The organism is Xanthomonas sp. F1 (assembly GCF_014199855.1).
In genome coordinates this window covers 24,417-50,238 of record NZ_JACHOK010000008.1, presented here as the reverse complement: position 1 = coordinate 50,238, position 25,822 = coordinate 24,417, and the positions used below count along the sequence as shown (strand labels likewise).

Annotated in this window: 16 protein-coding genes; 11 read left to right on the top strand and 5 right to left on the bottom strand. The window is 69.5% G+C overall.

The features are described from left to right. Positions 1 to 33 precede the first annotated feature (33 nt). Together GGR71_RS16290 and GGR71_RS16285 are read right to left on the bottom strand one after the other, a co-directional pair. Positions 34 to 594: a gluconokinase gene (locus GGR71_RS16290; protein WP_184452141.1), complete on the bottom strand. Its 561-nt coding sequence runs from the start codon at positions 592 to 594 to the stop codon at positions 34 to 36. A 220-nt stretch (positions 595 to 814) separates the two neighbouring features. After that, entirely contained in the window at positions 815 to 3,241 is a 2,427-nt protein-coding gene (locus GGR71_RS16285; protein WP_160960507.1) for an AAA family ATPase, read from the bottom strand. A gap of 454 nt (positions 3,242 to 3,695) precedes the next feature. Here GGR71_RS16285 and GGR71_RS16280 point away from each other — a divergent pair, with 454 nt between their 5' ends. The 4 genes from GGR71_RS16280 (at position 3,696) to GGR71_RS16265 (ending at position 12,826) form a co-directional block, all read left to right on the top strand. After that, positions 3,696 to 7,127 (top strand): hybrid sensor histidine kinase/response regulator, encoded by a 3,432-nt coding sequence (locus tag GGR71_RS16280; protein WP_160960509.1) that lies wholly within the window; start codon positions 3,696 to 3,698, stop codon positions 7,125 to 7,127. 121 nt (positions 7,128 to 7,248) lie between these two features. Then, entirely contained in the window at positions 7,249 to 9,105 is a 1,857-nt protein-coding gene (locus tag GGR71_RS16275; RefSeq protein ID WP_160960512.1) for a sulfotransferase, read from the top strand. 322 nt (positions 9,106 to 9,427) lie between these two features. Beyond that, the gene (locus GGR71_RS16270) at positions 9,428 to 12,139 is read left to right on the top strand and encodes a TonB-dependent receptor (protein WP_160960514.1); all 2,712 of its coding nucleotides are present in this window, start codon (positions 9,428 to 9,430) and stop codon (positions 12,137 to 12,139) included. Positions 12,140 to 12,238: 99 nt separating this feature from the next. Continuing rightward, a complete protein-coding gene (locus GGR71_RS16265; protein ID WP_160960517.1) occupies positions 12,239 to 12,826 on the top strand; it encodes a 2OG-Fe(II) oxygenase family protein in 588 nt (195 codons plus the stop codon). Between the two features lie 92 nt (positions 12,827 to 12,918). On the opposite strand, the gene GGR71_RS16260 is transcribed toward GGR71_RS16265, so the two are convergent. From GGR71_RS16260 to acs, 3 genes are all read right to left on the bottom strand, one after another. Further along, positions 12,919 to 13,494 (bottom strand): manganese efflux pump MntP, encoded by a 576-nt coding sequence (locus tag GGR71_RS16260; protein WP_160960520.1) that lies wholly within the window; start codon positions 13,492 to 13,494, stop codon positions 12,919 to 12,921. A 620-nt stretch (positions 13,495 to 14,114) separates the two neighbouring features. Further along, positions 14,115 to 14,780 carry a response regulator transcription factor gene (locus tag GGR71_RS16255; RefSeq protein ID WP_010342764.1) on the bottom strand — a complete coding sequence of 222 codons (666 nt, stop codon included), beginning with the start codon at positions 14,778 to 14,780 and terminating at the stop codon, positions 14,115 to 14,117. A gap of 140 nt (positions 14,781 to 14,920) precedes the next feature. Then, the gene (acs, locus tag GGR71_RS16250; RefSeq protein ID WP_160960523.1) at positions 14,921 to 16,864 is read right to left on the bottom strand and encodes an acetate--CoA ligase; all 1,944 of its coding nucleotides are present in this window, start codon (positions 16,862 to 16,864) and stop codon (positions 14,921 to 14,923) included. 214 nt (positions 16,865 to 17,078) lie between these two features. On the opposite strand from acs, the gene GGR71_RS16245 reads away from it, so the two are divergent. The 7 genes from GGR71_RS16245 (at position 17,079) to GGR71_RS16215 (ending at position 25,820) form a co-directional block, all read left to right on the top strand. Further along, complete coding sequence (locus GGR71_RS16245) at positions 17,079 to 18,491, top strand: DcaP family trimeric outer membrane transporter (RefSeq protein ID WP_160960526.1); 1,413 nt, start codon at positions 17,079 to 17,081, stop codon at positions 18,489 to 18,491. Positions 18,492 to 18,523: 32 nt separating this feature from the next. Next, positions 18,524 to 18,841, top strand: a complete 318-nt coding sequence (locus GGR71_RS16240) for a DUF485 domain-containing protein (RefSeq protein ID WP_017908353.1) — start codon at positions 18,524 to 18,526, stop codon at positions 18,839 to 18,841. Then, the gene (locus GGR71_RS16235; protein ID WP_160960529.1) at positions 18,838 to 20,568 is read left to right on the top strand and encodes a cation acetate symporter; all 1,731 of its coding nucleotides are present in this window, start codon (positions 18,838 to 18,840) and stop codon (positions 20,566 to 20,568) included. The genes GGR71_RS16240 and GGR71_RS16235 overlap by 4 nt, the downstream gene beginning before the upstream one ends. Positions 20,569 to 20,685: 117 nt before the next feature. Beyond that, positions 20,686 to 21,369 carry a pyrimidine 5'-nucleotidase gene (gene yjjG, locus GGR71_RS16230; protein WP_160960531.1) on the top strand — a complete coding sequence of 228 codons (684 nt, stop codon included), beginning with the start codon at positions 20,686 to 20,688 and terminating at the stop codon, positions 21,367 to 21,369. A 402-nt stretch (positions 21,370 to 21,771) separates the two neighbouring features. Then, a complete protein-coding gene (locus GGR71_RS16225) occupies positions 21,772 to 23,208 on the top strand; it encodes a coniferyl aldehyde dehydrogenase (RefSeq protein WP_160960534.1) in 1,437 nt (478 codons plus the stop codon). 528 nt (positions 23,209 to 23,736) lie between these two features. Next, on the top strand, positions 23,737 to 24,840 hold the full coding sequence (locus tag GGR71_RS16220; RefSeq protein WP_160960537.1) for a glycerophosphodiester phosphodiesterase family protein: 1,104 nt from the start codon (positions 23,737 to 23,739) through the stop codon (positions 24,838 to 24,840). Positions 24,841 to 24,935: 95 nt separating this feature from the next. After that, positions 24,936 to 25,820 carry a peptidylprolyl isomerase gene (locus GGR71_RS16215; protein ID WP_160960540.1) on the top strand — a complete coding sequence of 295 codons (885 nt, stop codon included), beginning with the start codon at positions 24,936 to 24,938 and terminating at the stop codon, positions 25,818 to 25,820. Positions 25,821 to 25,822: the final 2 nt, after the last annotated feature.

Sequence of the window (25,822 nt, the reverse complement as noted above, 5' to 3'; positions counted from 1 at the left end):
AGATTCGCTGAAGCGGCACCTGCGAGCTGCAGGCTATGCGATCGCGACGGTAGCATCCAGGCGCGCGATGGTATCGGCCACCACCGTGGCGAATGGCGCGTCGACGTCTACCGAAATCACGTCTGCTTCGTCCAGCGGTAGTTCCAGCGTGTCGATCTGGCTCTGCAGCAGCGCCGATGGCATGAAGTGGCCATGGCGCGCAGCCAAGCGTTCAGCGATCACATGCGCGGCCGCATGCAGGAACACGAAACGCATCGGCACGCCTGTCTCGCGCAATTGTTGCCGGTGTGCCTTGCGCAGGCCGGAGAAGGCCAGCACGACACTCTGCCCGGCATCGACCGACGCGCGCAGGCGCTGCGCCAGGGTCGCCACCCAGGGCGCGCGTTGCGCGTCGCTGAGCGGAATGCCGTGCGCCATCTGCGCCTTGGCGGCAGCGCTGTGGAAGTCGTCGGCGTCCAGGAAGGTCAGTCTGTAGTGCGCCGCCAGCGCCTGGGCGACGCTGGTCTTGCCGCTGCCGGACACACCCATCACGACGATGGCTTCGGCGTGTGGCGGCGGGGATGAGGTGGCGTGGGTCACGTGCTGCGTTCCCATGGGGTCCCAGACATGATGCCAGCGTGGGCGTTGTGTGGACGTGCAGCACTTCTCTAACCAGGTCCTGTGCTAATAACCCTGGCATCTGCTGTTGGTGTGCGCGCCGTGGCGCCTGAGGCCTGTGTCTGGATCCCGGCGTCGGGGCTGAAGCCCCTCCCACAGGGCCTCCGGCCAGCGTTTTTGGTGACGCACCGCATGCCTGCATCTTCCGGCTCGGCGTCTACGTCGTCGCGTTCGCCGTCTCGACCAGATCGTCCCACTGCAGCCGCGTGCCGGACGCATCGTCGCTGTGCTGCAAGGTGCGGCGGACGGCGCGGCGCATGGCGCGGCTGATCCAGTTGTGCAGGTCGCGACCGGAGTGGCCTTCGCTGCGGTCGGCGACCCAGGCCGCCGCGGCGTCCGCGTCGAGGTCCAGCGGTTTGCCGCGCAGCAGGCGCGCGACGATGGCGATACGGGCGTCGTGGTCGGGCAGGGCGATGACGATTTGCCGGTCCAGCCGCGACAGCAATGCCGGATCGATCGCGGTGGCATGGTTGCTGGCCGCCAGCAGGAACACCTGGCCCGCATGGCTGGCGACGCCGTCCAGTTCCTGCAGCAGCTGGCCGACGATCTCGCGGGTGAAGGCGTCGTCGCCGTCGGCACCGCGCGCCGGCGCGACGATGTCCAGTTCGTCGACGAACACGATGCATGGCGCCTGCGCCCGCGCGCGCTCGAACGCCGCCTGCACGCGCTGGCCGGATTGGCCGAGGTAGCCGGCCTTGAGGTCGGCGCTGCTCAGGGCGATGAAGGCCAGGCCGGACTGGCTGGCGAGGATCCGCGCGACCTGGGTCTTGCCGGTGCCCGGCGGGCCGACCATCAGGATGCCGCGCGGCACCGGCACGCCGAGCGTGGCCAGGGTCTCGGCATTGCGCAGTTCCTTGCCCAGGCCGACGAACTCCTCGATGGTGGCGGCCGGCAGCACAATGTCGTCCCAGCCGAGCGTGGCGACGGCGGTGGAGCCTTTGCCGCGCAGCGCGCGCAGTTGCGCGTGCAGGGTGGCGTTGTCCAGCGTGCCGTCGACGCACTCGGCAGCCACCCGCGCCACTAGCGTGTGCAGGTCGCGGCCCGAGAGGCCGCTGCTGTCGGCGATCACCTGCGTGCCCGGCTCCAGTGCGAAACCGGCCCGCCGCAGTTCGGCGCCGAGGATGCGCGCGCGCGCCGCGGCGTCGGGCAGGCCGATAGCGATGCTGGCGGTGAAGCGCGACAGGATCGCGTCGTCCAGCAGCGCCGGGCGGTTGGTCGCGCCGATCACCAGTACCTGGCCATGCGCGGCATGGAAGCCGTCCCATTCGGTGAGAAAGGTCTGCACCAGTTCGGCACCGAAGCTGTCGCTGTCGGCGCTGCCGCGGCGCGTGAACACGCTTTCGCATTCGTCGATGAACAGGATCGCCGGTGCGTGCTCGCGGCAGCGCTGCCAGATCGCCTGGACCTTGGGGCCGGTGTGGCCGACGTGCGCTGCCTTCAGATCGGCCACGCCCAGCGCCTCGAAATGGCAGCCGGCATGGCGCGCCAGCTTGCGCGCGATCAGGGTCTTGCCGGTGCCCGGTGGCCCGTGCAGGAGCATGCCTTTCGGCGCCGGCTGGCGTCCGGACACGAACAGGTCCACCAGTTTCAGGATCTGGTCGAGTGTGGCGTCGGGCAGGGCGATGTCGGCCCAGTGCCGCTGCACCGCATCCAGGCTCTGCAGCCGCTGCTGCAGCGCGCGTTGCTGGCTGCGCGCGGCCTCCCAGGCCTGCACGTGGTCGTGCAGCGCGGCGATCGGCGCGGCATCGGCGGCAGCGTCCTCGGCCAGTGCCAGCGCCAGCGGTTGCAGCGACGGCGGAGCGTTGGCAGCCAGGTCGGCGTCGAGGAGGATCAGGGCCGTTGCATGGCGGGCGTCGGGCAGCACGATCAGTGCCTGCAGGCGTGGGTCCTCGGTCCCGTCGTGCAAGGCCAGCAGTCGCGCACCGGACAGATCGCCATGCGTGACCGGCACCGTCCAACGGCCGTGCAGTGTGCGCTGCGGCCACGGCGCGCGGGTCACTGGATACGTCGACCCTGCATCGCGCTGCGCGGCGTCGGCCACCTGCACCAGCGCCAGCGGCATGCGTGCGAACGTCTGCAGCGCGCGCCGCTCGGCCTGGCTGTGGTGCCAGGCCAGCAACTGCGCGCCGGCGACGACCAGCAGCCCGTACGCCAGCAGCGAGGGCAGCAGGCTTTGCAGCAGCAGACCGCCATCGCCGTGCAGGCCGAGCTGGCGCCACCAGTCGAGGAAGCCGCGCGTCTCGCCCAGCCAGTGCGCGCTCGCCCATGGCAGGATCAGCACCAGCATGCCGATCAATGCCGCGCGCCAGCGCCAGTCCGGCAGCAGCGGCCGCAGCAGCAATGCCGGCCCCCAGGCGCGGCGACGCTCGCGCCGCACCGCCGCCCGTGCCGCACCTCTGGCGTGCACGGTGAAGCGGTGCCGGATTGCCGCCACCGCCTGCTCCACCGCCGGCAGATGCCGTTCCACCTCCGCCTCGGCCTGCGCCTGGCGCGCCTGCGCCTGTTGCACCTGCGCTTGCAGGCGCTGCGTCTGCTGTTGCAGCGACAGCGGGGGCGCCGGCAAGGCGGCCGGGACGCCGGACATCAGCAGGGGCGGGCACAGGTGGTCACCGCGCGCATCTTATCCTGAGCGTCGGGCGCGCTGCGGTGGGTGGATGGCGAAGTGGGCGGCCCGATGCGACCGGAGTGCCTAACGACGCGGGCGGTGCGTCGGTGGACAGGCTGGCATCGCGCAAGTTGCGATGGGGCTGGTGGAAGTGGGCCGTGATGGCGTCGCGCGTCGGGGCTGAAGCCCCTCCCACCAGGTGCGCACGCTCGTTGTGGGAGGGGCTTCAGCCCCGACACGAGGTGGCTACAGGGCAGGGGTGCTTCGCTTGACGCGGTTGCACCGGCTTTAACACGGGCACGCGTTGGGTGTGGTTGAAGCAGGCTGTCGCGCATTGGATCGCCGGCCGGTGTTTCCAGAGAAAGGGGCCACGCAACTACGCCTAAGCAACACGCACGCTCTAGACTGCACGCATCGTCGTGGGGGCTCGCCTTTGGTTTCCAGTTGGATCCTGCTGCTGGTGTCGGTCGGCTATGCGGCGCTGCTGTTCGCGGTGGCGTGGTGGGGCGACCGCCGACCGCTGTATCCGGAGCGGCCGTGGCTGCGGCCGGCGGTGTACAGCCTGGCGCTAGCCGTGTACTGCTCGTCGTGGACGTTCTACGGCGCGGTCGGCAGCGCGGTGCGCAATGGCGCCGGCTACCTGCCGATCTACCTGGGCCCGCTGCTGATGCTGTTGTTCGGCTGGCGCATCGTCGAGCGCCTGGCGCTGATCGCACGCAGCGAGAACACCGTGTCCATCGCCGACTTCATCTCCTCGCGCTACGGCCGTTCGCGGCGCCTGGCGGCGCTGGTGGCGGTGATCGCCCTGGTCGGCGTGGTGCCGTACCTGGCGCTGCAGTACAAGGCGGTGGCGATGAGCCTGCAGGTGCTCAGCGGCCAGTCCAGCGCCGGTGCGCCGTTCTATGCCGATCCGGCGCTGTACGTGGCCTTGGGGATGGCGCTGTTCGCCACCCTGTTCGGCACCCGCCAGGTCGATGCCACCGAACACCACCACGGCATGATGCTGGCGATCGCGCTGGAGTCGGTGGTGAAGCTGCTGGCGATGGTGGCGGTGGGCGTGTTCGCCTATGTGTGGCTGTCCGCGCGCGACGGCGGACAAGTACTGCAGTCCACGCGCACGCTGTTCCAGAACACCCCGCCGGTGGGCTTCATCTCGCAGACCCTGCTCAGCTTCCTGGCGCTGGTGTGCCTGCCGCGGCAGTTCCACGTGGCGGTGGTGGAGTGCAGCGACGTCGGCGACATCCGCAAGGCGCGCTGGCTGTTCGGCCTGTACCTGGTGCTGATCTCGGCGATGGTGGTGCCGATCGCCGCGGCGGGCATCGCCCTGTTCGGCGGCGGCGACGTGGCCGACGACAGCATCGTGCTGGCGCTGCCGCTGGCCGAAAGCCGCACCGCGCTGGCGCTGGTCGCCTACGTGGGCGGGTTCTCCGCCGCCACCGGCATGGTCATCGTCTCCAGCATCGCGCTGGCGACGATGATCAGCAACGACCTGGTGATGCCGGTGCTGCTGCGCCGCCGCGGGCACCAGGCTGCCGGCGCCGACGTGGCCTCGAAGGTGCTGTGGATCCGCCGCCTGGCGATCCTGCTGCTGGCCCTGATCGCCTACGGCTATTACCGCAGCAGCAGCAACGACACGACGCTGGCCTCGTACGGGCTGATGGCCTTCGCCGCGGTGGCGCAGTTCGCGCCGGGGGTGATCGGCGGCCTGTACTGGCGCGGCGCCAGCCGCAAGGGCGTGGAGACCGGCATGGTGCTGGGCTTCGCCACCTGGATCTACACGCTGCTGCTGCCGGCGCTGACCCAGGCCGGCTGGCTGGCGCCGGCGTGGCTGCTGGACGGGCCGTTCGGCATCTCCTGGCTGCGCCCGCAGCAGCTGTTCGGCATGAGCGGCTGGGACCCGCTGGCGCACGGCACGTTCTGGTCGCTGCTGGTCAACGTCGGCACCATGATGCTGGTGTCGGCACGCTGGCGCCCGGGCCTGGACGAGCGCCTGCGCGCGGCGCCGTTCCTGGAGCCGTACTCGCAGCGCCCGGCGGTGGCCGGCGACTGGCTCGGGCAGGTGCGCGTGGTCGATCTGCAGGCACTGGCCGAGCGCATGGTCGGGGAGCGTCATGCCCGCCGCGCGTTCGCCGAGCAGGCGCAACTGCTCGGCCGCGAGCCGCAACCCAATGCCGTGGCCGACCGGGTCTGGGTGCAGTTCACCGAGCGTCTGCTCGCCGCCTCGATCGGTGCGGCCTCCGCGCGTCTGGTGCTGACCAGCCTGCTGCGTGGCTCGGGCATGGACCTGGGCGAGGTGGTGGCGGTGCTCGACGAAGCCGGGCAGGAGCTGCGCTTCAACCGCGAGATCCTGTCGACCACATTGGAGAACATCAGTGCCGGGGTCAGCGTGGTCGATCCGGCGATGCGCCTGACCGCATGGAACCGCCGCTACCAGCAGATGTTCGGCTATCCCGACGGCATGCTCTACGTCGGCCGGCCGGTCGCCGACCTGATCCGCTACAACGCCGAGCGCGGCGAACTCGGCGGCGGCGAGGTGGAGGACCAGATCGCCCGCCGCATCGCGCACATGCGCGCCGGCACCCCGCACGTGTTCGAACGCACCCGCAGCGACGGCAAGGTGATCGAGATGCGCGGCCAGCCGCTGCCCGGCGGCGGCTATGTCACTAGCTACAACGACATCACCGACTACAAGCGCGCCGAGCAGGCGCTGCTCGAGGCCAACGAGACCCTGGAGCAGCGCGTGGCCGAGCGCTCGCGCGAGGCCGAGCTGGCGCAGCAGTCCAAGACCCGCTTCCTGGCCGCGATCAGCCACGACGTGCTGCAGCCGCTCAACGCCGCGCGGCTGTTCGCCTCGGCCTTGCGCGATGCCCACCAGAACGAGGAGCAGCGGCATCTGGCCGAGCGCGTGGATGCCTCGTTGCGCGCGGCCGAGGAACTGCTCGACGGCCTGCTCGACGTGTCGCGGCTGGACGCCGGCGGGCTGCGCCCGACCATCGAGGATGTGGATGCCGGCCTGCTGCTGCGCGAACTGGCCGCGCAGTACAGCCCGATCGCCGCCGGCCGCGGCCTGCGCCTGCACGTGTACGCGCGGCCGCTGTGGGTGCGCAGCGATCGCCGGCTGCTGCGCCGGGTGTTGCAGAACTTCCTCGCCAACGCGCTGCGCTACACCCGCCAGGGCCACATCGTGCTGGGCATGCGCCGCCGCGTCGCGGCGCTGGAACTGCAGGTCTGGGACACCGGCCCCGGCATCCCGCCGCACCACATGCAGCAGATCTTCGACGAGTTCCAGCGCTACCAGCAGCCGTTCGACTGGGGCGAGCAGGGGCTGGGCCTGGGCCTGTCGATCTGCCAACGCATCTCGCGCCTGCTCGGCCACGACCTGGATGCGCGCAGCCGCGTCGGCCACGGCAGCATGTTCTCCATCACCGTGCCGCGGGCGGCGCCACCGCCGCAGGCGCTGCAACGCGCGCCACGCGCAGCGGCCGCGGCCGACTCGCTGGCCGGGCTGCGCGTGCTGTGCGTGGACAACGATCAGGAAATCCTCGACGGCATGCGCGCGCTGCTCGGCCGCTGGCAGGTGGAGGTGATCTGCGCCAGTACCGTCGACGAGGCGCTGGCCCAGGCCGCGTGCGCGCCGCACGTGATGCTGGTCGATTACCACCTGCACGACCGGCTCGACGGCCTGGAGACCCTGGACGCGCTGCGCGCGGCGATGCCCGGGCCGGTGGCCGGCGCGTTGCTCACCGCCGACGGCCGCGACGAACTGAAGCTGCAGGCCCGCGAGCGCGGCTACCGGCTGCTGACCAAGCCGGTCAAGCCGGCCTCGCTGCGCGCCTTCCTCACCGCTTACCACGATCCGATCTAGGAACGCCGCCGGTCTTTGTAACGGCAATGTATGTGCCGTGTGACAAGCCGCGGCGCGGCCGGCGTGGCGCACGGCGCGGGCGGGCGGCTAAGGTGGAGGACCACCCACGATCCGCCTGCGCATGACCTCCCTGGACACCCCCGCGATGCCCTCGCTCCCGGACCTGCTGGCGGCGCTGGAGGCCGGCCAGGCGCAGACCCTCGAACACGGCGCCCGCGCCTACCTGCGGCAGCACCCCGACGATGTCCTGGCCAGCAGCCTGCTGGCGATGAGCCTGCAGATGCAGGGCCAGCCGGCGCCGGCCGCCGCGGTGTACCGCGCGCTGGCCGAGCGCGAGCCGCACGAGGTGGCGCACTGGAACAACCTGGGCACGGCGCTGCGCGAAGCCGGCGAGCCCGGCCCGGCCGCCGAGGCCTATCTGCGCGCCCGCGCGCTGGCACCGGACGATCCGCTGCCGCACCACAACCTGGGCCTGCTGGCGATGGACGCCGGCGATTACGCCACGGCCCGCGAACACCTGCTCGATGCCCACGCGCTGGCGCCGCAGGCGCCGCCGCTGTGCGTGCACGCGGCGATGGCCTGCCACGAATGCGGCGATTTCCAGCGCGTGCAGGCGCTGATCGCCGACTGGCGGCAGTGGCCGCCGCTGGATCCGGACACCACCGTGGAACTGGCCTGGCTGTTGTCGCAGGGTGGCGAGACCGACGTCGCGTGCGACCTGCTGCGCGCCTGCGCCGAGGGCGCGATGGCGCAGCCGGCGCGTGCCTGGTCGCGGCTGGTGCTGGTGCTCGAACGCGCCAATCGCCTGCCGCAGGCACGCGAGGCCGCCGCGCAGCTGCCGTCTCCGGAACGGATCGACGACCCGGACGTGCGCCAGGACGCCAGCAATGCGCTGGCGGTGCTGGCCATGCGCGAGGGCCACTGGCAGCAGGCGCATGCGTTGCTGCGCGGGCTGCTGGCCGACGGCAGTGCGGTCGACCGGCGCAAACAGAGCAACCTGTTCTTCGCCCTGGCACGCGTCTGCGACCGCCTGGGCCTGCATGACGAAGCGCTGGACGCCTGCGCGCAAGGCCATGCCGGCCAGGTCGAGGGCCTGGCCGCGCTGGTACCGGAACTGGCGGCGGCGGACGCGCCGCCATTGCCGGTGGCGCAATGCCGTTGGGATCCGGGGCGCCATGCCGCGGCGCGGCCGGTGTCCGCGCCGACCATGGCGGACTCGCCGATCTTCGTGATCGGCTTCCCGCGCTCGGGCACCACCTTGCTGGAGCAGATGCTCGACGCCCACCCGCAGTTGGTGGCGATGGACGAGCGGCCGTTCCTGCAGGGGCTGGCCGATCGCCTGGAAGCGCGCGGTGTGGCCTGGCCGGACGGGCTGGGCGAGCTCGACGATGTCGCCTGTGCCGAACTGCGTGCCGCGTACTGGCAGGCGGTGCGTGGGGTGGTGCAGCTGCAGCCGGGCCAGCGCCTGGTCGACAAGAACCCGTTGAACCTGCTGCGCCTGCCGCTGATCCGGCGCCTGTTCCCGGAGGCCCCGGTGATCCTGGCGCTGCGTCACCCCTGCGACGTGCTGCTGAGCTGCTACATGCAGGCGTTCCGCTCGCCGGCCTTCGCCCTGCTGTGTTCCGGTCTGCCGCGGCTGGCCCGCGGCTATGCCGACGCGATGGACTTCTGGCTCTACCACGCCGCCTTGCTGCAGCCGCGCGCGCTGGAGCTGCGCTACGAGGACCTGGTGGCCGATCCGCAGGCGCAGGTGGCGCGCCTGGGGCAGTTCCTGCAGTTGCAGCAGCCGGAGCGGCTGCTGGACTTCCAGCGGCACGCGCGGGCCAAAGGCTTCATCAGCACGCCCAGCTACGCGCAGGTGGTAGAGGGCATCAACCGCAAGGCCCTGGACCGCTGGCACGCCTACCGCGACGCCTTCGCGCCGGTACTGCCGATGCTGCAGCCGTTCCTGCGACGCTGGGACTACCGCGTCGACTGAGCGTTGCGTGTTGTCTGAACCGTTCCCGTCTGCTGGTTGAACGGCAAAAACGCAGCGTGCGCTGTACCGCGCTTGAAGCGGTGTTTTTGTCAGGGGCTGGCGCACGTTGGCACACCGAAACAACACCCTTCTTATAAAAAACTAACAAGTGCCTGACGGTCCTGTAATGGACCGCAGGCCCGAGGCATCCATTTCACCCGCCGCGCGTTTCCGCGCCCGGGACGGTTCGCGCCTGCGTGCAGCCGGCGCTTGTCGCACATCACATGAGGTCTTCCCGATGTCCGTAGCAAAGAACAGACTCGCTCACGCCGTTTGCCTGGCCATGGCGACGCTTCCCGCCACGCTCTATGCGCAGAGCGCCGCGCCGGCGGCGTCCGCGTCCGGCGACGCGCCGGTGACCCTGGACAAGCTCACCGTCACCGGTTCGCTGGTGCGCCGTGTGGATGTGGAGACCGCCAGCCCGGTCGCCGTGGTCGATCGCCAGCAGATCCAGCAGAGCGGCAAGCAGACCCTGGGCGACCTGCTGCAGGCGCTGCCCGGCATCGCCGGTGCCGCCACCAACCCGCAGGTCAACAACGGCGGCGGCGACGGTGCCTCGACCATCTCGCTGCGCGGCCTCGGCGACGAGCGCACGCTGATCCTGATCGATGGCCACCGCATCCAGAACAACGACGTCAACTCGATCCCGGCCAACATGATCGACCACGTCGAAGTGCTGAAGGTCGGCGCCTCGGCGATGTACGGCTCCGACGCCATCGGTGGCGTGGTCAACTTCATCCTGCGCAAGAACTTCGAAGGCGGCGAAGTCTCCGCCAACTACGGTCAGACCAGCCGCGGCGACGGCGCGCGCCAGGGCGGCAGCTTCACCTTCGGCAAGACCTGGGACCGCGGCAACGTCGTGGTCGGCCTGGACTACAACAAGCAGAAGGACGTCTCCACCGCCAACCGCGCGTTCTCCAAGTACGCGATGTACCTGTCCAGCGGCAGCGTCTACAAGGGCGGTTCCAGCCGCACGCCGACCGGCTACTACAAGCTGCCGGCGGCGACCCTGGCGGCCAACGGCTGCAGCGCCAACGGCGCACTGACCAGCAACGGCAGCGGCGGCTACAAGTGCTACAGCGCTTCGGCCGACGCCTACAACTACCAGGCGCAGAACCTGTTGCTGACCCCGCAGCAGCGCGTCGGCGGCTTCGTGCTCGGCAGTTTCAACATCACCGACTCGATGCAGGCGTACATCAACGCCTACCACAACCACACCATGTCCAACTTCGCGATCGCGCCGTTGCCGTTCGACGCGCAGAACGACGGCATCACCATCGCCGCCAACAACCCGTACAACCCGTTCGGCGTGGAGTTCGGCCCCAACGGCTACGAACTGCGTACGCGCTTCAACTCGCTCGGCCAGCGCGAAGGCTTCTACGACACCGCCACCGATCAGGACGTGATCGGCCTGAAGGGCGGCATCGGCGACAGCAGCTGGGTGTGGGACGCCAACTTCAACTACGGCCACTACCGCCAGCGCAACTGGAGCCACGGCTACGTCGACTACGCCGCGCTGCAGAACGCGATCAACAGCGGGCAGGTCAACATCTTCGACCAGGGCAATGCCAACACCGTCGCCTGGCTGCAGAGCAACGAGTCGATCCCGCGCCAGGAAACCACCACCATCATGCGGCAGTGGGAAGCCAGCGCCAACGGCAGCCTGTGGGACATGCCGGCCGGCGCCGCACAGCTGGCGGTGGGCGTGCTGTACCGCAAGGAGAGCCTGGGCTCGACCGTGTCCAGCAACGCGCTGATCAACAGCGGCAATACCTGCGCCATCTCCTCCGAAGCCTGCGCCTCGCCGCTGAGCGGCAGCTTCAACGTCAAGGAAGCCTACGCGCAGCTGTTCATGCCGGTGCTGGAGCAGTCCTCGCCGATCGGCGCGCTCAACCTGACCCTGAGCGACCGCTACTCCGACTACAGCAGCGTGCGCTCGGGCAACAACAGCGCCTCGTTCCAGGTGGAGTGGCGGCCGATCCACGACCTGATGGTGCGCGGTACCGCGGCGCAGGTGTTCCGTGCGCCGACCATCACCGACATCTACCAGGGCCCGACCGCCGACTCGCCGAACTTCGTCGACCCGTGCATCGGCTACAGCGGCAGCGGCAACGCCAATGCCTGCGCCGGCGTGCCGGCCGGCTGGACCGGTTCGGGCCTGTCGCAGACCAACGCGATCAAGTCCGGCGCCACGTACGTCGGCTACCAGCTCAAGCCGGAGAAGGGCACCTCGTTCGACTACGGCCTGGTCTACAGCCCCGAGTACGTGCCGGGCCTGTCGGTCAACCTCGACTGGTGGAAGGTCAAGCTCAACGACCTGATCCAGCCGATCTCCGCGCAGACCGTGGCCGACCTCTGCTACAACGACAACAACAGCCCGTACTGCAGCTACATCCACCGTTATCCGGCGGGTAGCGTCAGCGCCGGCAACATCGACTACATCCAGACGCCGGTGGTCAACATCGGCAAGCTCAATACCCAGGGCATCGACCTGGGCGCGAGCTACGCGCTGCCCGACACCGACTACGGCAAGTTCACCCTGGCCGTGGACAGCACCTACCTGCACCGCTACGACATCGACACCGGGGACACGGTGGTGCACATGGCCGGGCGCTACAACTCGTCCTACGGCAACTACGCGCACTGGCGCGCGCATGCCCTGGTCGGCTGGAAGCTGGGCAGCTGGGATGCGAGCTGGACCACCCGCTGGATCGGCAAGATGCAGGTCGGCAGCGGCGACCTGAGCCAGAACATGTCCGCCGATGCGGCAATCAAGGGCGTGGTGCTGGACTACGGCAGCTACATGTACCACAACCTGCAGGTGGGCTACGACATGGCCGGGGCCAACCTGCGCCTGGATCTGGGCGTGGACAACCTGACCAACAAGCAGCCGCCGATGATGTACCAGAACAACGTGTTGAACGCGAACACCGACGTGAGCACCTACGACACGCTCGGCCGCTACTACTGGATGCGGGCCACCTACCGCTTCTGAGTGGAACCGGCGCCGCCTGCCCGTGCAGGCGGCGCCGAAGCATGCGACACGGCGCGTCCATGCGGGCGCGCCGTTCTGCTGTTTGGGGGCAGCGTACCGATGCGCATGAACCACACCGACCTGCGTCACTATGTCCGTATCTACGATGCGGCGCTGGAGCCGGGCTTCTGCGCGCAACTGATCGCGCAGTTCGAACAGACCACCGCCCAGCACAGCCGCAATGGCGCCGGCCAGCGCGCCGGGCTGGACGACAGCGCCTGGACCGAACTCAACGTCACCCGTCTGGCCGATCCTGCGTTCCAGGGCTTCTTCATCGAACAAGTACGTGCGGCACTGGCCCGCTACAACGCCGATCTCGGCCTGACCGCCGAGGTGCCGTGGCGTCCGCGCCTGGCCGACCTGCGGATCAAGCGCTACCGCGCCGATGCCGGCGAACGCTTCCAGCCGCACTTCGATGCCTGCGATGCGGAGAGCGGCCGCTACCTGGTGTTCCTGTGGTATCTCAACGACGTGGCCGAGGGCGGACACACCCGCTTCCTCGACCTGGACCTTGAGATCGCGCCGCGCGCCGGGCGCCTGCTGGTCTTCCCGCCGTACTGGATGTTCCTGCACGCAGGGCTGCCGCCGCGCAGCGGCGACAAGTACATCCTGTCGACCTACCTCGAATTCACCGCCAAGCCGGCCTGATCCAAGGCGCCGTCATGGCGGGATGGGCACGCACCGCCGCCGCACATCCCCAATCCCGAATCTCCAATCCCGGACGACACGCGCCACCACGATCAACCTGCACCATGCAGATGCTCGAACAGGATGGTGCTGCCGATCGCGATCAGCAGCGCGCCGCCGACGATCTCCGCGCGCTTGCCGGCGAGCGCGCCGAGCGCGCGGCCGAGCATGATGCCCAGGGTGACCATGGTCAGCGTGCACAGGCCGATGATCGCCGCGACCTCGACGATGTTCACGTCGAGGAAGGCCAGGCCGACGCCGACCGCCATCGCGTCGATGCTGGTGGCGAAGCCAGTCGCGGCCAGGCTCCAGAAGCCGTGGCGCTTGGGCGCGGCATCCTCCGGCGTGTCGCTCTCCGGCTTGAGGCCGGCGACGATCATGTGCACGCCCAACGCGCCGAGCAGGCCGAAGGCGATCCAGTGGTCGAAGGCGGCCACGTACTTGGACGCGGCCTGGCCCAACACCCAGCCCAGCGCCGGAGTCAGTGCCTCGATGCAGCCGAAGATCAGGCCGGCACGCAGCGCGTCGGCCCAGCGCGGGCGTTGCATCGCCGCGCCCTTGCCGACCGCGGCGGCGAAGGCGTCGGTCGACATGGCGATGCCGAGCAGCAGAATCGAAAGAAACGACATGGGGAACCGTACCGGGACAGGCGACAACGACGAGCGCACGCGCCCGGCCTTCGCCTTGCGCACTCGCCGCTGGTCTCGCCAACCGAACTGGCTGCCCGTACCACGGCGCATCGGCCGAGTCTGTTGATACGGGCGCTGTCCGCGCAGGGCGGACAGCAGGCTACTCCCCAAGGGGACGCGCAGTCTAACAGCGGCCAACTGCAGCGAACATCCCTGGAACGCACGCGAACCTGCAGCTTATCTTGATAGCTGCTGCTATATCGGCGATGCCTCCGCGGCGGTACGGCAAGTGCGCTGGAGACGTCGAGGATGCTCGCCTCTCTACCCACGTCGTTGCCTGCGGTGGCGCTCAGCCGTGGAGCGTGAGCGGATGAATGTGCGCGCTCCTTCAGGACAGCGCCACGGACTGGTCCCCTGTTCCCGCATGCGGCAACCGATGCATCGCCTCCGCATGGAGTCGCTTCCGCCGCGCCGAAGGGAGCGACTGGCGCTCAGCGTTCAGCGCGTCGGGACTGAAGTCCCTCCCACAGGGAGGCGCCCAGCGCGCCGCGTGCGCAAGGACAATGGACGCGCACGGGCCGCATCCGCACCGCTCGCGCCTTCGCAGGCGTCGCCGCGGCTCAGTCTTCTTCCGGCGGCAGCACGATGGCGTCGCTGTCGATGGCCAGCTTGCCGGCCAGCAGCACCGCCTGGGTGCGGTTGGTGACGCCGAGCTTGCGCAGGATCGCAGTGACGTGCGCCTTGATCGTGGCCTCGGACACGCCCAGGTCGTAGGCGATCTGCTTGTTGAGGCTGCCGGCGCCGAGCATCTGCAGCACCCGGAACTGCTGCGGGGTCAGTTCGCGCAGGCGCTGCCCAACCTCGCGCTCGGCGCGGTCGGTGGGCGGGACGTTGTGCGCTTCCGGCGGCGCCCAGTGTTCGCCGTCCAGCACCGTGCCCAGGGCCAGGCCGATGGTGTCCGAATCGGCCGACTTGGGAATGAAGCCGAACGCGCCGTGGTCCAGCGCGCGCCGCATCACCGTCGGCTCCTCGCGCGCGGACACCACCACCACCGGCAACTGCGGATGCAGCGCGCGCATGTGCACCAGCGCGCTGAAGCCCTGCGCGCCGGGCATGTTGAGATCCATCAGCAGCAGATCGGCATCGGCGTGGCGGTCGGCCAGCGCGTACAGCGCCTCGACGCTGTCGGCTTCGTACAACTGCACCCCCGGCATCACCCGCTGCACCGCCCCGCGCAGCGCCTCGCGGAACAGGGGGTGGTCGTCGGCGATCAGCAGGGTGGGCATGGGGCGGGGATTCGGGAGTGGGGATTCGGGATTCGTTGGAGCAACGGCAAGAGCAGAGCGCGGCAGCGTCGGCGATCTCGGAAGTGGGAGGGGACCGCCTTGGCGAATCCCCAATCCCGACTCCCAAATCCCGACGCGCGTCAGCGCGTCAACCGTTCGTTCACCAACGAATCCACCACCGACGGATCGGCCAGGGTCGAGGTGTCGCCGAGCTGGTCGGGGGCGTTCTCGGCGATCTTGCGCAGGATGCGGCGCATGATCTTGCCCGAGCGGGTCTTGGGCAGGCCCGGCGCCCACTGCAGGTGGTCGGGGGCGGCGATCGGGCCGATCTCCTTGCGCACCCAGGCCACCAGTTCCTTGTGCAGGGCCTCGCTCGGCTGCTCGTCGGCGACCAGGGTCACGTAGGCGTAGATGCCCTGGCCCTTGATGTCGTGCGGGAAGCCGACCACGGCCGCTTCGGCGACCTTGGGGTGGGAGACCAGGGCGCTCTCCACTTCGGCGGTGCCGATGCGGTGGCCGGAGACGTTGATGACGTCGTCGACGCGGCCGGTGATCCAGTAGTAGCCGTCGGCGTCGCGGCGGCAGCCGTCGCCGGTGAAGTAGCTGCCCGGGTAGGTGCGGAAGTAGGTGTCGATGAAGCGCTGGTGGTCGCCGTAGACGGTGCGCATCTGCCCCGGCCAGGAATCGCGCAGCACCAGGTTGCCCTCGGTGGCGCCTTCCAGGATCTCGCCGTCGGCGCTGACCAGGGCCGGCTGCACGCCGAAGAACGGCAGCGTCGCCGAGCCGGGCTTCAGGTCTATGGCGCCGGCCAGCGGAGTGATCAGGATGCCGCCGGTCTCGGTCTGCCACCAGGTGTCCACGATCGGGCAGCGGCCGTCGCCCACGACGTCGTAGTACCAGCGCCAGGCCTCCGGATTGATCGGCTCGCCGACGCTGCCGAGCAGGCGCAGGCTCTTGCGCGAGGTCTTCTTCACCGGCGCCTCGCCCTCGCGCATCAGCGCGCGGATCGCGGTCGGGGCGGTGTAGAAGATCGTCACCTGGTGCTTGTCGATGACCTCCCAGAAGCGCGACACGCTCGGGTAGTTGGGTACGCCTTCGAACATCAGCGCGGTGGCGCCGTTGGCCAGCGGCCCGTAGACGATGTAGCTGTGGCCGGTGACCCAGCCGACATCGGCGGTGCACCAGTAGATGTCGTCCTCGCGCAGGTCGAACACGGTCTCGTGGGTGTAGGCCGCGTACAGCAGGTAGCCGGCGGTGGTGTGCAGCACGCCCTTGGGCTTGCCGGTGGAGCCGGAGGTGTAGAGGATGAACAGCGGATCCTCGGCGTTCATGCGTTCCGGCTCGCACTCGGCGGGCTGGGTGTCGACCACGTCGTGGAACCAGCGGTCGCGCGGGGCCTGCATGTCCACCGCACCACCGGTGTGGCGCACCACCAGCACGGTTTCCACGCTGGTGGTGCCGGGCAGTTTCAGCGCCGCGTCCACATTGGCCTTGAGCGGGATCTTCTTGCCGCCGCGCAGGCCCTCGTCGGCGGTGATGATCAGCTTGCTGCCGCAGTCGATCACGCGGTCGGCGATCGAGTTGGGGGCGAAGCCGCCGAACACCACCGAGTGGATCGCGCCGATGCGCGCGCAGGCCAGCATCGCCACCGCCGCGTCCGGGATCATCGGCAGGTAGATGGTGACGCGGTCGCCCTTCTGTACGCCCAGGGCGCGCAGGGCGTTGCCGAGCCGGCACACGCGCTCGTACAGCTCGCGATAGGTGACGCGATAGGACGGCGCGTCCGGGCTGTCCGGCTCGAACAGCAGCGCGGTCTTGTCGCCGCGGGTGGCCAGTTGCCGGTCCAGACAGTTGACGCTGGCGTTGAGTTCGCCGTCGTCGAACCAGCGGATATGAAAGTCGTCCAGGGCGAAGCTGACGTCCTTGATCCGGGTCGGCTTCTTGAACCAGTCCAGGCGCTCGGCCACCTTGCCCCAGAATGCCTCCGGCTGTTCGACCGATGCCTTGTACTGGGTCTGGTACTGGGTCTTGTCGACCCGCGCCCGGGCGGCGAACTGCGGATCGACGGGATAGAGATCGGCCATGGTTCCCTCTGCAATGAACGGGGCGCCGCATGCGGCGGCGCGTCAATGCGAAGTGTGCCGCATCCGGCGTCAAGCGCACACGCGCCGGGCCTTAGACGATGGTCGTAACTCAGCCGACGTTCGACTAATGGCCAATAGGCGCGGCCAGCGCGGTCGCGCACGCTGCGGTTCGGCCGCGCCTGTGCGTGCGGCATCCATTATTCGGGAGGGAGTAATGAGCAACCGCATCGCATCCTTGGCGCGTCGCCCGTTGGCGGCTGCGCTGTTGGTGGCCCTGGTCGCGCCTGGCGCAGCCTTCGCCCAAGGCAAACCCTCTGCCCGCGAACAGGCGCTGGAGACCCGCGTGGCCGAGCTGGAGCGGCAGGTGCAGCAACTGCTGTCCGCGCAGCAACAGCAGCAGGGGCAGATCGCGCAGACCCAGACCGAAGTCGCCGCGGTCCGCTCGACCCAGGCCGCGCCGCCGCCGGCACCCCCGGCGCCGCCGGCCGGCAAGGCGCCGATCCAGGTCACCACCATCACCCCGGGGGCCACGCCCGGCACCACTTTCAAGGTCGGCGGCTTCATCAAGGCCGATTTCCTGGCCACCCGTACCGGCGACGGCCAACTCGCCGACGACGCCACCGGCCGCGCGCTGTACCTGCCCGGGCAGACCCCGGTGGGCGGCGCCAAGTCCGGCACCGACTACAACGCCCATGCCAAGTTCTCGCGGATCAACTTCGGCGTGGACAGCGTCACCGAAGGCGGCAACAAGGCCGGCGCGCTGGTCGAGCTGGACTTCTTCGGCAACGCGCTGGGCACCCAGACCGCGACCAACACCTACGGCGCCACCCTGCGCCATGCCTACATGTACTGGAACCACTGGCTGGCCGGCCAGACCTGGTCCAACTTCATGGACCCGGCGGCGCTGCCGGAAGCGGCCGACTTCATCGGCCCCACCGACGGCGTGGTGTTCGTGCGCCAGGCGCAGGTGCGCTACACCAATGGCGGCTTCAGCATCGCGCTGGAGAATCCGGAGACCACCCTGTACACGCGCAGCGTGGCCGGCGTGGTCAGCACCGCCAGCTCCGACCGCGGCGCGCTGCCGGACCTGACCGTGCGCTATGGGTGGAAGGGCGACTGGGGCAGCTTCGGTGTCGCCGGCGTGGTCGGCCAGCAGAAGGTCGACAACCGCGCCACCGGCGCCGACGCCAGCAAGGCCTCCGGCGGCCTGACCCTGGGCGGCAAGTGGGTGGCCAGCGACAGCGACAGCCTGTTCTACCAGCTCACCGGCGGCGAAGGCATCGGCCGCTACATCGGCCTGGGCATCGCCCAGAACGCGGTGTACGACGCCGCCGACCGCGACCTGGACACGGTCGGGGTGGTCGCCGGCTACGTCGGCTGGCGCCACGCGTTCTCGCCCAAGCTGCGCACCAACCTGATCTACGCGCGCAGCGACTACGACAACGACACCGCGCGCACCGGCCTGGCTGTGACCAAATCCGTGCAGAGCCTCCGCGGCAACGTCTTCTACTCGCCATTGCCCAAGGTCGATATCGGCGCCGAGCTGATGGTCGGCAAGCGCGAGATCGAAAGCGGCGCCAAGGGCGACATCACCCGCCTGCAGTTCACCACCAAGTACAGCTTTTGATCCGCGCCGCGGCCACTTACCGGAGCCATCTCATGAGCCTCTCCAACGACGCGCTGATCGCCAAGATCGACGCCAATCCGAAGTACCACGCGCTCAAGCGCCAGCGCAACGCGCTGGGCTGGACGCTGACCATCCTGATGCTGCTGGCCTATTTCGGCTTCATCGGCCTGATCGCCTTCGACAAGGCGTTCCTGGCCCAGCCGATGGGCAGCGGCGTCACCACCATCGGCATTCCGATCGCCATCGGGGTGATGGTCTTCACCATCGCCATCACCGCGATCTACGTGCGTCGCGCCAACACCGTGTACGACCAGCTGACCGCCGACATCCTCGAGGACGCCCGCCAATGAGCAAGCACCTGCGCTTCCTTCTGCTGCTGCTGGCCGCGCTGCTGCCGGCCGGCGTGGCCCTGGCCGCCGGCGGCGATGTCGGCCAGACCGACAAGCAGCCGACCAACTGGGTGGCGATCGGGATGTTCGCCTTCTTCGTCGCCGGCACGCTGTGGATCACCAAGTGGGCGGCGAAGAAGACCCGCTCGGCGTCGGACTTCTACACCGCCGGCGGCGGCATCACCGGCTTCCAGAACGGCCTGGCGATCGCCGGCGACTACATGTCGGCGGCCTCGTTCCTGGGCATCACTGCGGCGGTGATGACCAACGGCTACGACGGCCTGATCTACGCCATCGGCTTCCTGGTCGGCTGGCCGATCCTGACCTTCCTGATGGCCGAGCGCCTGCGCAACCTCGGCAAGTACACCTTCGCCGACGTGGCCGGCTACCGCTTCGCGCCGACCGCGATCCGCAGCTTCGCCGCCTCCGGCACGCTGGTGGTGGTGCTGTTCTACCTGATCGCGCAGATGGTCGGCGCCGGCGCGCTGATCAAGCTGCTGTTCGGCCTGGACTACTGGGTGGCGGTGAGCCTGGTCGGCGTGCTGATGATGGTCTACGTGCTGTTCGGCGGCATGACCGCCACCACCTGGGTGCAGATCATCAAGGCGGTGCTGCTGCTGACCGGCGTGACCTTCATGGCCGTGGCGATCATGTGGCACTTCAACTTCAGCTTCGAGGCGCTGTTCGCCGAGGGCGTGCGGGTGAAGACCGCGGTGGCGGCCAGCGGCGGCGCCTCGCCGGAAGAGGCGGCCAGTGCCGGCCTGTCGATCATGGGCCCGGGCGGCTTCGTCAAGGATCCGATCTCGGCGATCTCCTTCGGCATGGCGCTGATGTTCGGTACCGCCGGCCTGCCGCACATCCTGATGCGCTTCTTCACCGTCCCCGACGCCAAGCAGGCGCGCAAGTCGGTGCTGTGGGCCACCACCTGGATCGGCTACTTCTACATCCTGATCTTCATCATCGGCTTCGGCGCCATCGCCCTGGTGCTGACCAACCCGCAGTTCGCCGACGTCGCCACCGGCACCATCCACGGCGGCAAGGGCGCGGCCAACATGGCGGCGGTGCTGGTCGGCAACGCGGTGGGCGGCAATGTGTTCATGGGCTTCATCTCCGCGGTGGCCTTCGCCACCATCCTGGCGGTGGTCGCCGGCCTGACCCTGTCCGGTGCCTCGGCGGTGTCCCACGACCTGTACGCCACGGTGATCAAGAAGGGCAATCCGGCCCCGGGTTCGGAGCTGAAGGTGTCGCGCGTCACCACCATCGCACTGGGCGTGATCGCGGTGTTGCTCGGCATCGTGTTCGAGAAGCAGAACGTGGCCTTCATGGTGTCGCTGGCCTTCGCCATCGCCGCCTCGGCCAACTTCCCGGTGCTGATCCTGTCGTTGCTGTGGAAGGACTGCACCACCCGCGGCGCGGTGATCGGCGGTTTCCTGGGCCTGATCTCCTCGCTGGTGCTGACGGTGCTGTCGCCGTCGGTGTGGGTGGACACGCTGGGCAACCCGACCGGTTCGGCGCCGTTCCCGTACACCTCGCCGGCGCTGTTCTCGGTGACGATCGGCTTCGTCGGCATCTGGCTGTTCTCGGTGCTGGACCGCAGCGCGCAGGCCGGCAAGGAACGCGCCGCGTTCAAGGCGCAGCAGATCCGCGCCGAGACCGGGCTGGGCGCCTCGCGCGGGTCGGGCCACTGAGCACGCTCGCCTAGCAGGCCGCGGCCATCGCCGCACGCGACGCCGGCCCTCGGGCCGGCGTCGTCGTGTCTGCGGGCAGGCGTACCATGGCCGTCCCCCACTTCACCGCCCTTGCGCATGCGCTACCCCTGGATCCTGTTCGACGCCGACGACACCCTGTTCCATTTCGACGCCTTCGCCGGCCTGCAGCGCATGTTCGCCGGCTACGGCGTGCAGTTCGGCGAAGCGGAGTACGCTGACTACACCGCCTGCAACCGGCCGCTATGGGTGCAGTACCAGAACGGTGCGATCACCGCGCTGCAATTGCAGCAGCGCCGTTTCGCCGACTGGGCGCAGCGCCTGCAGACCACGCCGGAGACCTTGAACACGGCGTTCCTGGCGGCGATGGCCGAGCTGTGCACGCCGCTGGACGGGGCGGTGGCCTTGCTCGACGCCTTGCGCGGACGCGCGCGCCTGGGCCTGGTTACCAACGGCTTCGGTGCACTGCAGAGCGCGCGCCTGCAGCGCACCGGCCTGCACGATCGTTTCGAGGTCATCGCCATTTCTGAGGTGGTGGGCGTGGCCAAGCCGCACCCGGGGATCTTCGCGCACGCGCTGGCACAGCTGGGCGATCCGCCGCCGGCGCAGGTGCTGATGGTCGGCGACAACCCGCAGGCGGATATCGTCGGCGGTCTGGCCGCGGGGCTGCACACCTGCTGGTTCAATCCGCACGGCGCCGCCGCGCCGGAGGGCATCGTGCCGCACCACGAAGTCGCCTCGCTGGCGCAGTTGCAGACGTGGTTGCTGGAAGAACCGGCTTAGCCGTGCGGATGCCCGGGAGCGCCTGGGTTCATCGCGTCGGGACTGAAGTCCCTCCCACAAGGGGCGCGTCAGCATCGCCGCAGACTGAAGGTTCCACCTGTGGGAGGGACTTCAGTCCCGACCCGGGGAAGGTGGACTGTCGGTCCAAGAAGGCAGGCGGCATCATCGTCGCCAGGTTGCTCCTGCTTCTCTGTGGGAAGGACCTCAATCCCGACCAGGGAAGGGTGGGCTGTCGGTCCCAAGACGGCATGCGGCAGCATCGTCGCCCAGTTGCTCCTGCTCCTCTGTGGGAGGGACTTCAGTCCCGACGCGACCAACCGTGAGCCCTGGGCTCTCGGTCGCGAACTCCCGACCCACGGCTGGCGCGCACGACAGCCGCAACCGCCGTCGTATAGTGCGCCCATGCCGACCTCCGCCGCCGATGCCGCTTCCGCCGACACGCCGCTGGCCGCCTTGCCAGCCACCCTGCAGCGCCTGCGCGCGGCCTGGCAGTCGGCCAAGCCGGAGCGGGCGCAGCGCCGCGAAGACCTGCTGCGCTTGCGCGCGGCGCTGAAGCGGCGGCTGCCGGAGATGGCCGATGCCATCGCCGCCGATTTCGGCCACCGTTCGCGCCACGAATCGCTGCTCGCCGACGGCATGACCGTGCTCGGCGAGATCGATCACCTGCTGCGCCACCTCAAGCGCTGGATGCGCCCGCAGCGGGTCGGCGCCGGCTGGCGGCTGTGGCCGGCGCGCGCGGAGGTGCGGCCGGTGCCGGTCGGCGTGGTCGGGGTGATCGCGCCCTGGAACTACCCGGTCAACCTGGCGCTGATCCCGCTTGCCACCGCCATCGCCGCCGGCAACCACGTCTACCTCAAACCCTCCGAGCACACCCCGCGCAGCGCGCAGTTCCTGCAGTCGCTGCTGGCCGAGGTGTTCCCGCCGCAGCGGGTGGCGGTGGCGCTGGGCGGTGCCGAGGTGGCGTCGGCGTTCGCCGCGCTGCCGCTGGACCATCTGGTGTTCACCGGTTCCACCGCGGTCGGGCGCAAGGTGATGGCCGCCGCCGCGCCCAACCTGACCCCGCTGACCCTGGAACTGGGCGGCAAGTCGCCGGCCATCGTCTGCGCCGACTACCCGCTGGAACAGGCCGCCGCGCGCCTGGCCACCGGCAAGTGGTTCAACGCCGGGCAGACCTGCATCGCCCCGGACTACGTGCTGGTCGACGCCGGCCGCGAGGCGGCGCTGGTGCAGGCGCTGCGCGCGCAGGTGCTGGCGCGCTACGGCGATTTCGCCAGCGCAGAGGACTACACCCGCATCGTCAACGAAGGCCAGTACCGACGCCTGCGCGGCTACCTGGACGATGCCCGTGCGCGCGGCCTGGAGGTCATCGAATTGGCCACGGTGGAGCGCGAACGCGCCGAGCGCGAGCGGTTGATCGTGCCGACGCTGGTGCTGCAGCCGGGCGACGACGCGCTGCTGATGCAGGAGGAGATCTTCGGTCCGATCCTGCCGGTGCGCAGCTACCGCTCCCTGGACGCGGCCATCGCCGAGATCAACAGCCGCGACCGGCCGCTGGCGCTGTATCCCTTCAGCCACGACCGTGCGCGGATCGAGACCATCCTGCACGCCACCATCGCTGGCGGCGTCACCGTCAATGACAGCCTGCTGCATTTCGCCGCCAACGCGCTGCCGTTCGGCGGCATCGGCCCCAGCGGCATGGGCGCCTACCACGGCCGCGCCGGCTTCGATGCCTTCAGCAAGGCCTTGCCGATCCTGTGGCAGGCGCGCCGTGCCGGCAGCGATCTGCTGAGACCGCCGTACGCGCGGATCGCGCGCATGCTCTCATTCCTGGTGCGGTGAGCGGGGCGTAGCCGACGTCCAGGGCATGCGTGCATGGCGTGGCGATAGGGCACCTGCGTGTAGGAGCGGCTTCAGCCGCGACGAGGCATTACCGGTAAAGCGTCGCGGCTGAAGCCGCTCCTACCAGGGACAGCGTGTCTCGCCAATGAAGCGATCACGAGAGGCCTGCCTCAGCCGCGACCGGCGAAGCCTCCGATGCGGCGCCACGCCCGGCCGCGATCCCAATGGCCCCGCAAGCGCGATCCACGCCTAGGCCGTGTCCGGAGCCCTGTCACTGGCAAGCAGTGCGACCCAAGCTGCACCAAATCGGGGCGCAGTCCACAGTCCATCACCGGGTCGCGCGCCGGAAATAAATAATTCACAGTAAGTTATTAGGTTCTCGTCCGACGCCGCCGCCGATCACGGTGGCTCAGGCTCCTGCGCGAGACGTCCGTGCGGAGCGCAGCACACGAGATGCCGCCATGCGTCGACCTGACCGGCGCTCGTTCCCCCGTGTCTCCCCTTTTCCTCAGAACCGGACGCAGCCCAATGAAGATCGCATTCGTTCCCTCGCCCCTGGCGCGCGCCTGTCGCGTGCTCGCCGCCCTGACGGTCCTGGCCGTCGTGCCGCAGCTGGCGATGGCCAACTGCAACGACACCGTCGGCACCAAGATGAGCAACATCCTGTTCGGCGACAGCAGCGGCGATGCCGTGGTGCTGGCCCATCGCGGCCTGTGGGGCAAGTACTCCGGCATCAACGACATGCCGGAAAACTCGCGCGGCGCGCTGCAGGTCGCCAACGACCAGTGCATGGATGGCGTGGAGCTGGACATCAAGATGACCAGTGACGGCGTGCCGGTGGTGCTGCACGACTGGAATCTCGGCCGCACCACCAACGTGTGGACCAGCCGTGCCGGCGAAACCAAGTACGACCCGATGAACAACCAGGGCTACAACCCGTCGATCACGGTGACGCCGTGGTCGGCGGTGAGCGGCCTGTTCCTGCTGACCCCCGACCGCCGCACCACCACTGGCTACCACGTGCCGCGCGTGGACGACCTGTTCGCCTACTTCAAGCAGCACGGCCTGAAGACCCCGATGGTGTTCGACATCAAGACCGCCGACGCGGTCCGCGCGGTGTCGCGTGCGGCCGATGCCGCGTTCTCGGTGGCCTCGGCCAGTTTCGTCGCGGCCAAGGTCAACGCCACCCTGTACCCGACCCGTTCGGCGTTCCGCGCCGACGGCAGCAGCATGGTCGGCATCCCGGTGTTCACCACCAACATGCTGACCAAGATCAACGTCAACGATGCCGTGTCGGCCTGGCTCGACACCAAGCAGGCGATGGAGATCAACGTCAAGCAACTGGGCGGCCTGTTGCAGGACGAGGCCGACCGCGTGCGCGAGCGCGGCGTGCGCGTGGGCGTGTTCCAGGCGATTCCGGACAGCCCGCTGGCCGGGCAGTTCTACCAGAACAGCGGCGCCTGCTGCTATCGCCTGTCGGACCTGTACTTCTCCTACTCCGGCGGCCGCGACACCGCCGACAACCGTGGCGATCTCAACTTCATCGTCAACCAGGAGGCGTTCAGCCTGATCACCACCGACGACCCGAAGGCGGCGATCGCGTACCTGAAGGCACGCGGCAAGCACGACTGAGTCCTTGCACGTCCTGGCGGCCGGCCCCGCGGTCGGTCGCCGTGTTGCGGCCGCGGCGCTTCGGCGCCGCGCGCCGCCCTCTCCTGGAGAAGCGCATGTCCCTTTCCCTTGCCAAGTCCACCCTCGCGCTGTCCCTCGCATTGGCCGCCTGCACGATGGGCGCCGTCGTCGCGTCCGCCACGCCGGCCGCCGCGCCCGCCCCCGCCGATCCGGTGGTGTTGCGTGTGGGCGCGCAGCAGTTCACTGCCAGCGAATACCGCGCGCTGGCCAGCGACGGCACGCGCGGCGACGCCGGCATCGACGACGCTTCGGTGGTACGCCGCTTCGCCGACCGCGCCATCCTGCTCGATCAGGCCCGCAAGCAGCACCTGCAGGACGACCCGGTGGTGGCCGCGCGCCTGCGCCGCGCCGCCGATGCGATCCTGGCCGAGGCCGCGCAGGCGCGGCTCGGCGCCGATGCAAACATCGACGAGGCGATGCTGCACCGGCAGTTCGCCGCGCATCCGGACGACTACACCGAATACCACCTGCGCCATTTGTTCGTCGCGTTGCAACCGCAGGGTGGGCCGCGCGCCGGGCATCGGCTGACCGAGGCACAGGCCCTGCAGCGCGCCGAGGCGCTCAAGCGCCAGCTCGACGGCGGCGCCGACTTCGCCACCCTGGCCATGCGCGAATCCGACGACACAGCCACCGCCGGCGAGGGCGGGCAACTGTCGCCGACCTTCGGCCGCTACCTGGCCGATGCGTTCGACGCGCCGATCCGCCAACTCGCGGTGGAGCAGGTCTCCGCGCCGGTGCGCGGACCCGACGGCTACCACCTGATCCGACTCGATGCGAAGACCGCGGCGCGCTTCGACGCGGTGCGCGGGCAGATCGACCTGCAGTTGCGCGAGCAGGCCGCGGCCGACGCCATGCAGCGCCTGCGCCAGGCGCAGCCGATGGCGTTCGACCGCGACGCCTACACCGCCGCGGCCCGCTGAGC

What these genes read in the sequence shown, in the direction of transcription:
- GGR71_RS16290 (WP_184452141.1), bottom strand. Translation starts at nt 594, where the DNA reads ATGGGAACGCAGCACGTGACCCACGCCACCTCATCCCCGCCGCCACAC.
- GGR71_RS16285 (WP_160960507.1), bottom strand. Translation starts at nt 3,241, where the DNA reads ATGTCCGGCGTCCCGGCCGCCTTGCCGGCGCCCCCGCTGTCGCTGCAA.
- GGR71_RS16275 (WP_160960512.1), top strand. Translation starts at nt 7,249, where the DNA reads ATGACCTCCCTGGACACCCCCGCGATGCCCTCGCTCCCGGACCTGCTG.
- GGR71_RS16270 (WP_160960514.1), top strand. Translation starts at nt 9,428, where the DNA reads ATGGCGACGCTTCCCGCCACGCTCTATGCGCAGAGCGCCGCGCCGGCG.
- GGR71_RS16265 (WP_160960517.1), top strand. Translation starts at nt 12,239, where the DNA reads ATGCGCATGAACCACACCGACCTGCGTCACTATGTCCGTATCTACGAT.
- GGR71_RS16260 (WP_160960520.1), bottom strand. Translation starts at nt 13,494, where the DNA reads ATGTCGTTTCTTTCGATTCTGCTGCTCGGCATCGCCATGTCGACCGAC.
- GGR71_RS16255 (WP_010342764.1), bottom strand. Translation starts at nt 14,780, where the DNA reads ATGCCCACCCTGCTGATCGCCGACGACCACCCCCTGTTCCGCGAGGCG.
- acs (WP_160960523.1), bottom strand. Translation starts at nt 16,864, where the DNA reads ATGGCCGATCTCTATCCCGTCGATCCGCAGTTCGCCGCCCGGGCGCGG.
- GGR71_RS16245 (WP_160960526.1), top strand. Translation starts at nt 17,079, where the DNA reads ATGAGCAACCGCATCGCATCCTTGGCGCGTCGCCCGTTGGCGGCTGCG.
- GGR71_RS16240 (WP_017908353.1), top strand. Translation starts at nt 18,524, where the DNA reads ATGAGCCTCTCCAACGACGCGCTGATCGCCAAGATCGACGCCAATCCG.
- GGR71_RS16235 (WP_160960529.1), top strand. Translation starts at nt 18,838, where the DNA reads ATGAGCAAGCACCTGCGCTTCCTTCTGCTGCTGCTGGCCGCGCTGCTG.
- yjjG (WP_160960531.1), top strand. Translation starts at nt 20,686, where the DNA reads ATGCGCTACCCCTGGATCCTGTTCGACGCCGACGACACCCTGTTCCAT.
- GGR71_RS16225 (WP_160960534.1), top strand. Translation starts at nt 21,772, where the DNA reads ATGCCGACCTCCGCCGCCGATGCCGCTTCCGCCGACACGCCGCTGGCC.
- GGR71_RS16220 (WP_160960537.1), top strand. Translation starts at nt 23,737, where the DNA reads ATGAAGATCGCATTCGTTCCCTCGCCCCTGGCGCGCGCCTGTCGCGTG.
- GGR71_RS16215 (WP_160960540.1), top strand. Translation starts at nt 24,936, where the DNA reads ATGTCCCTTTCCCTTGCCAAGTCCACCCTCGCGCTGTCCCTCGCATTG.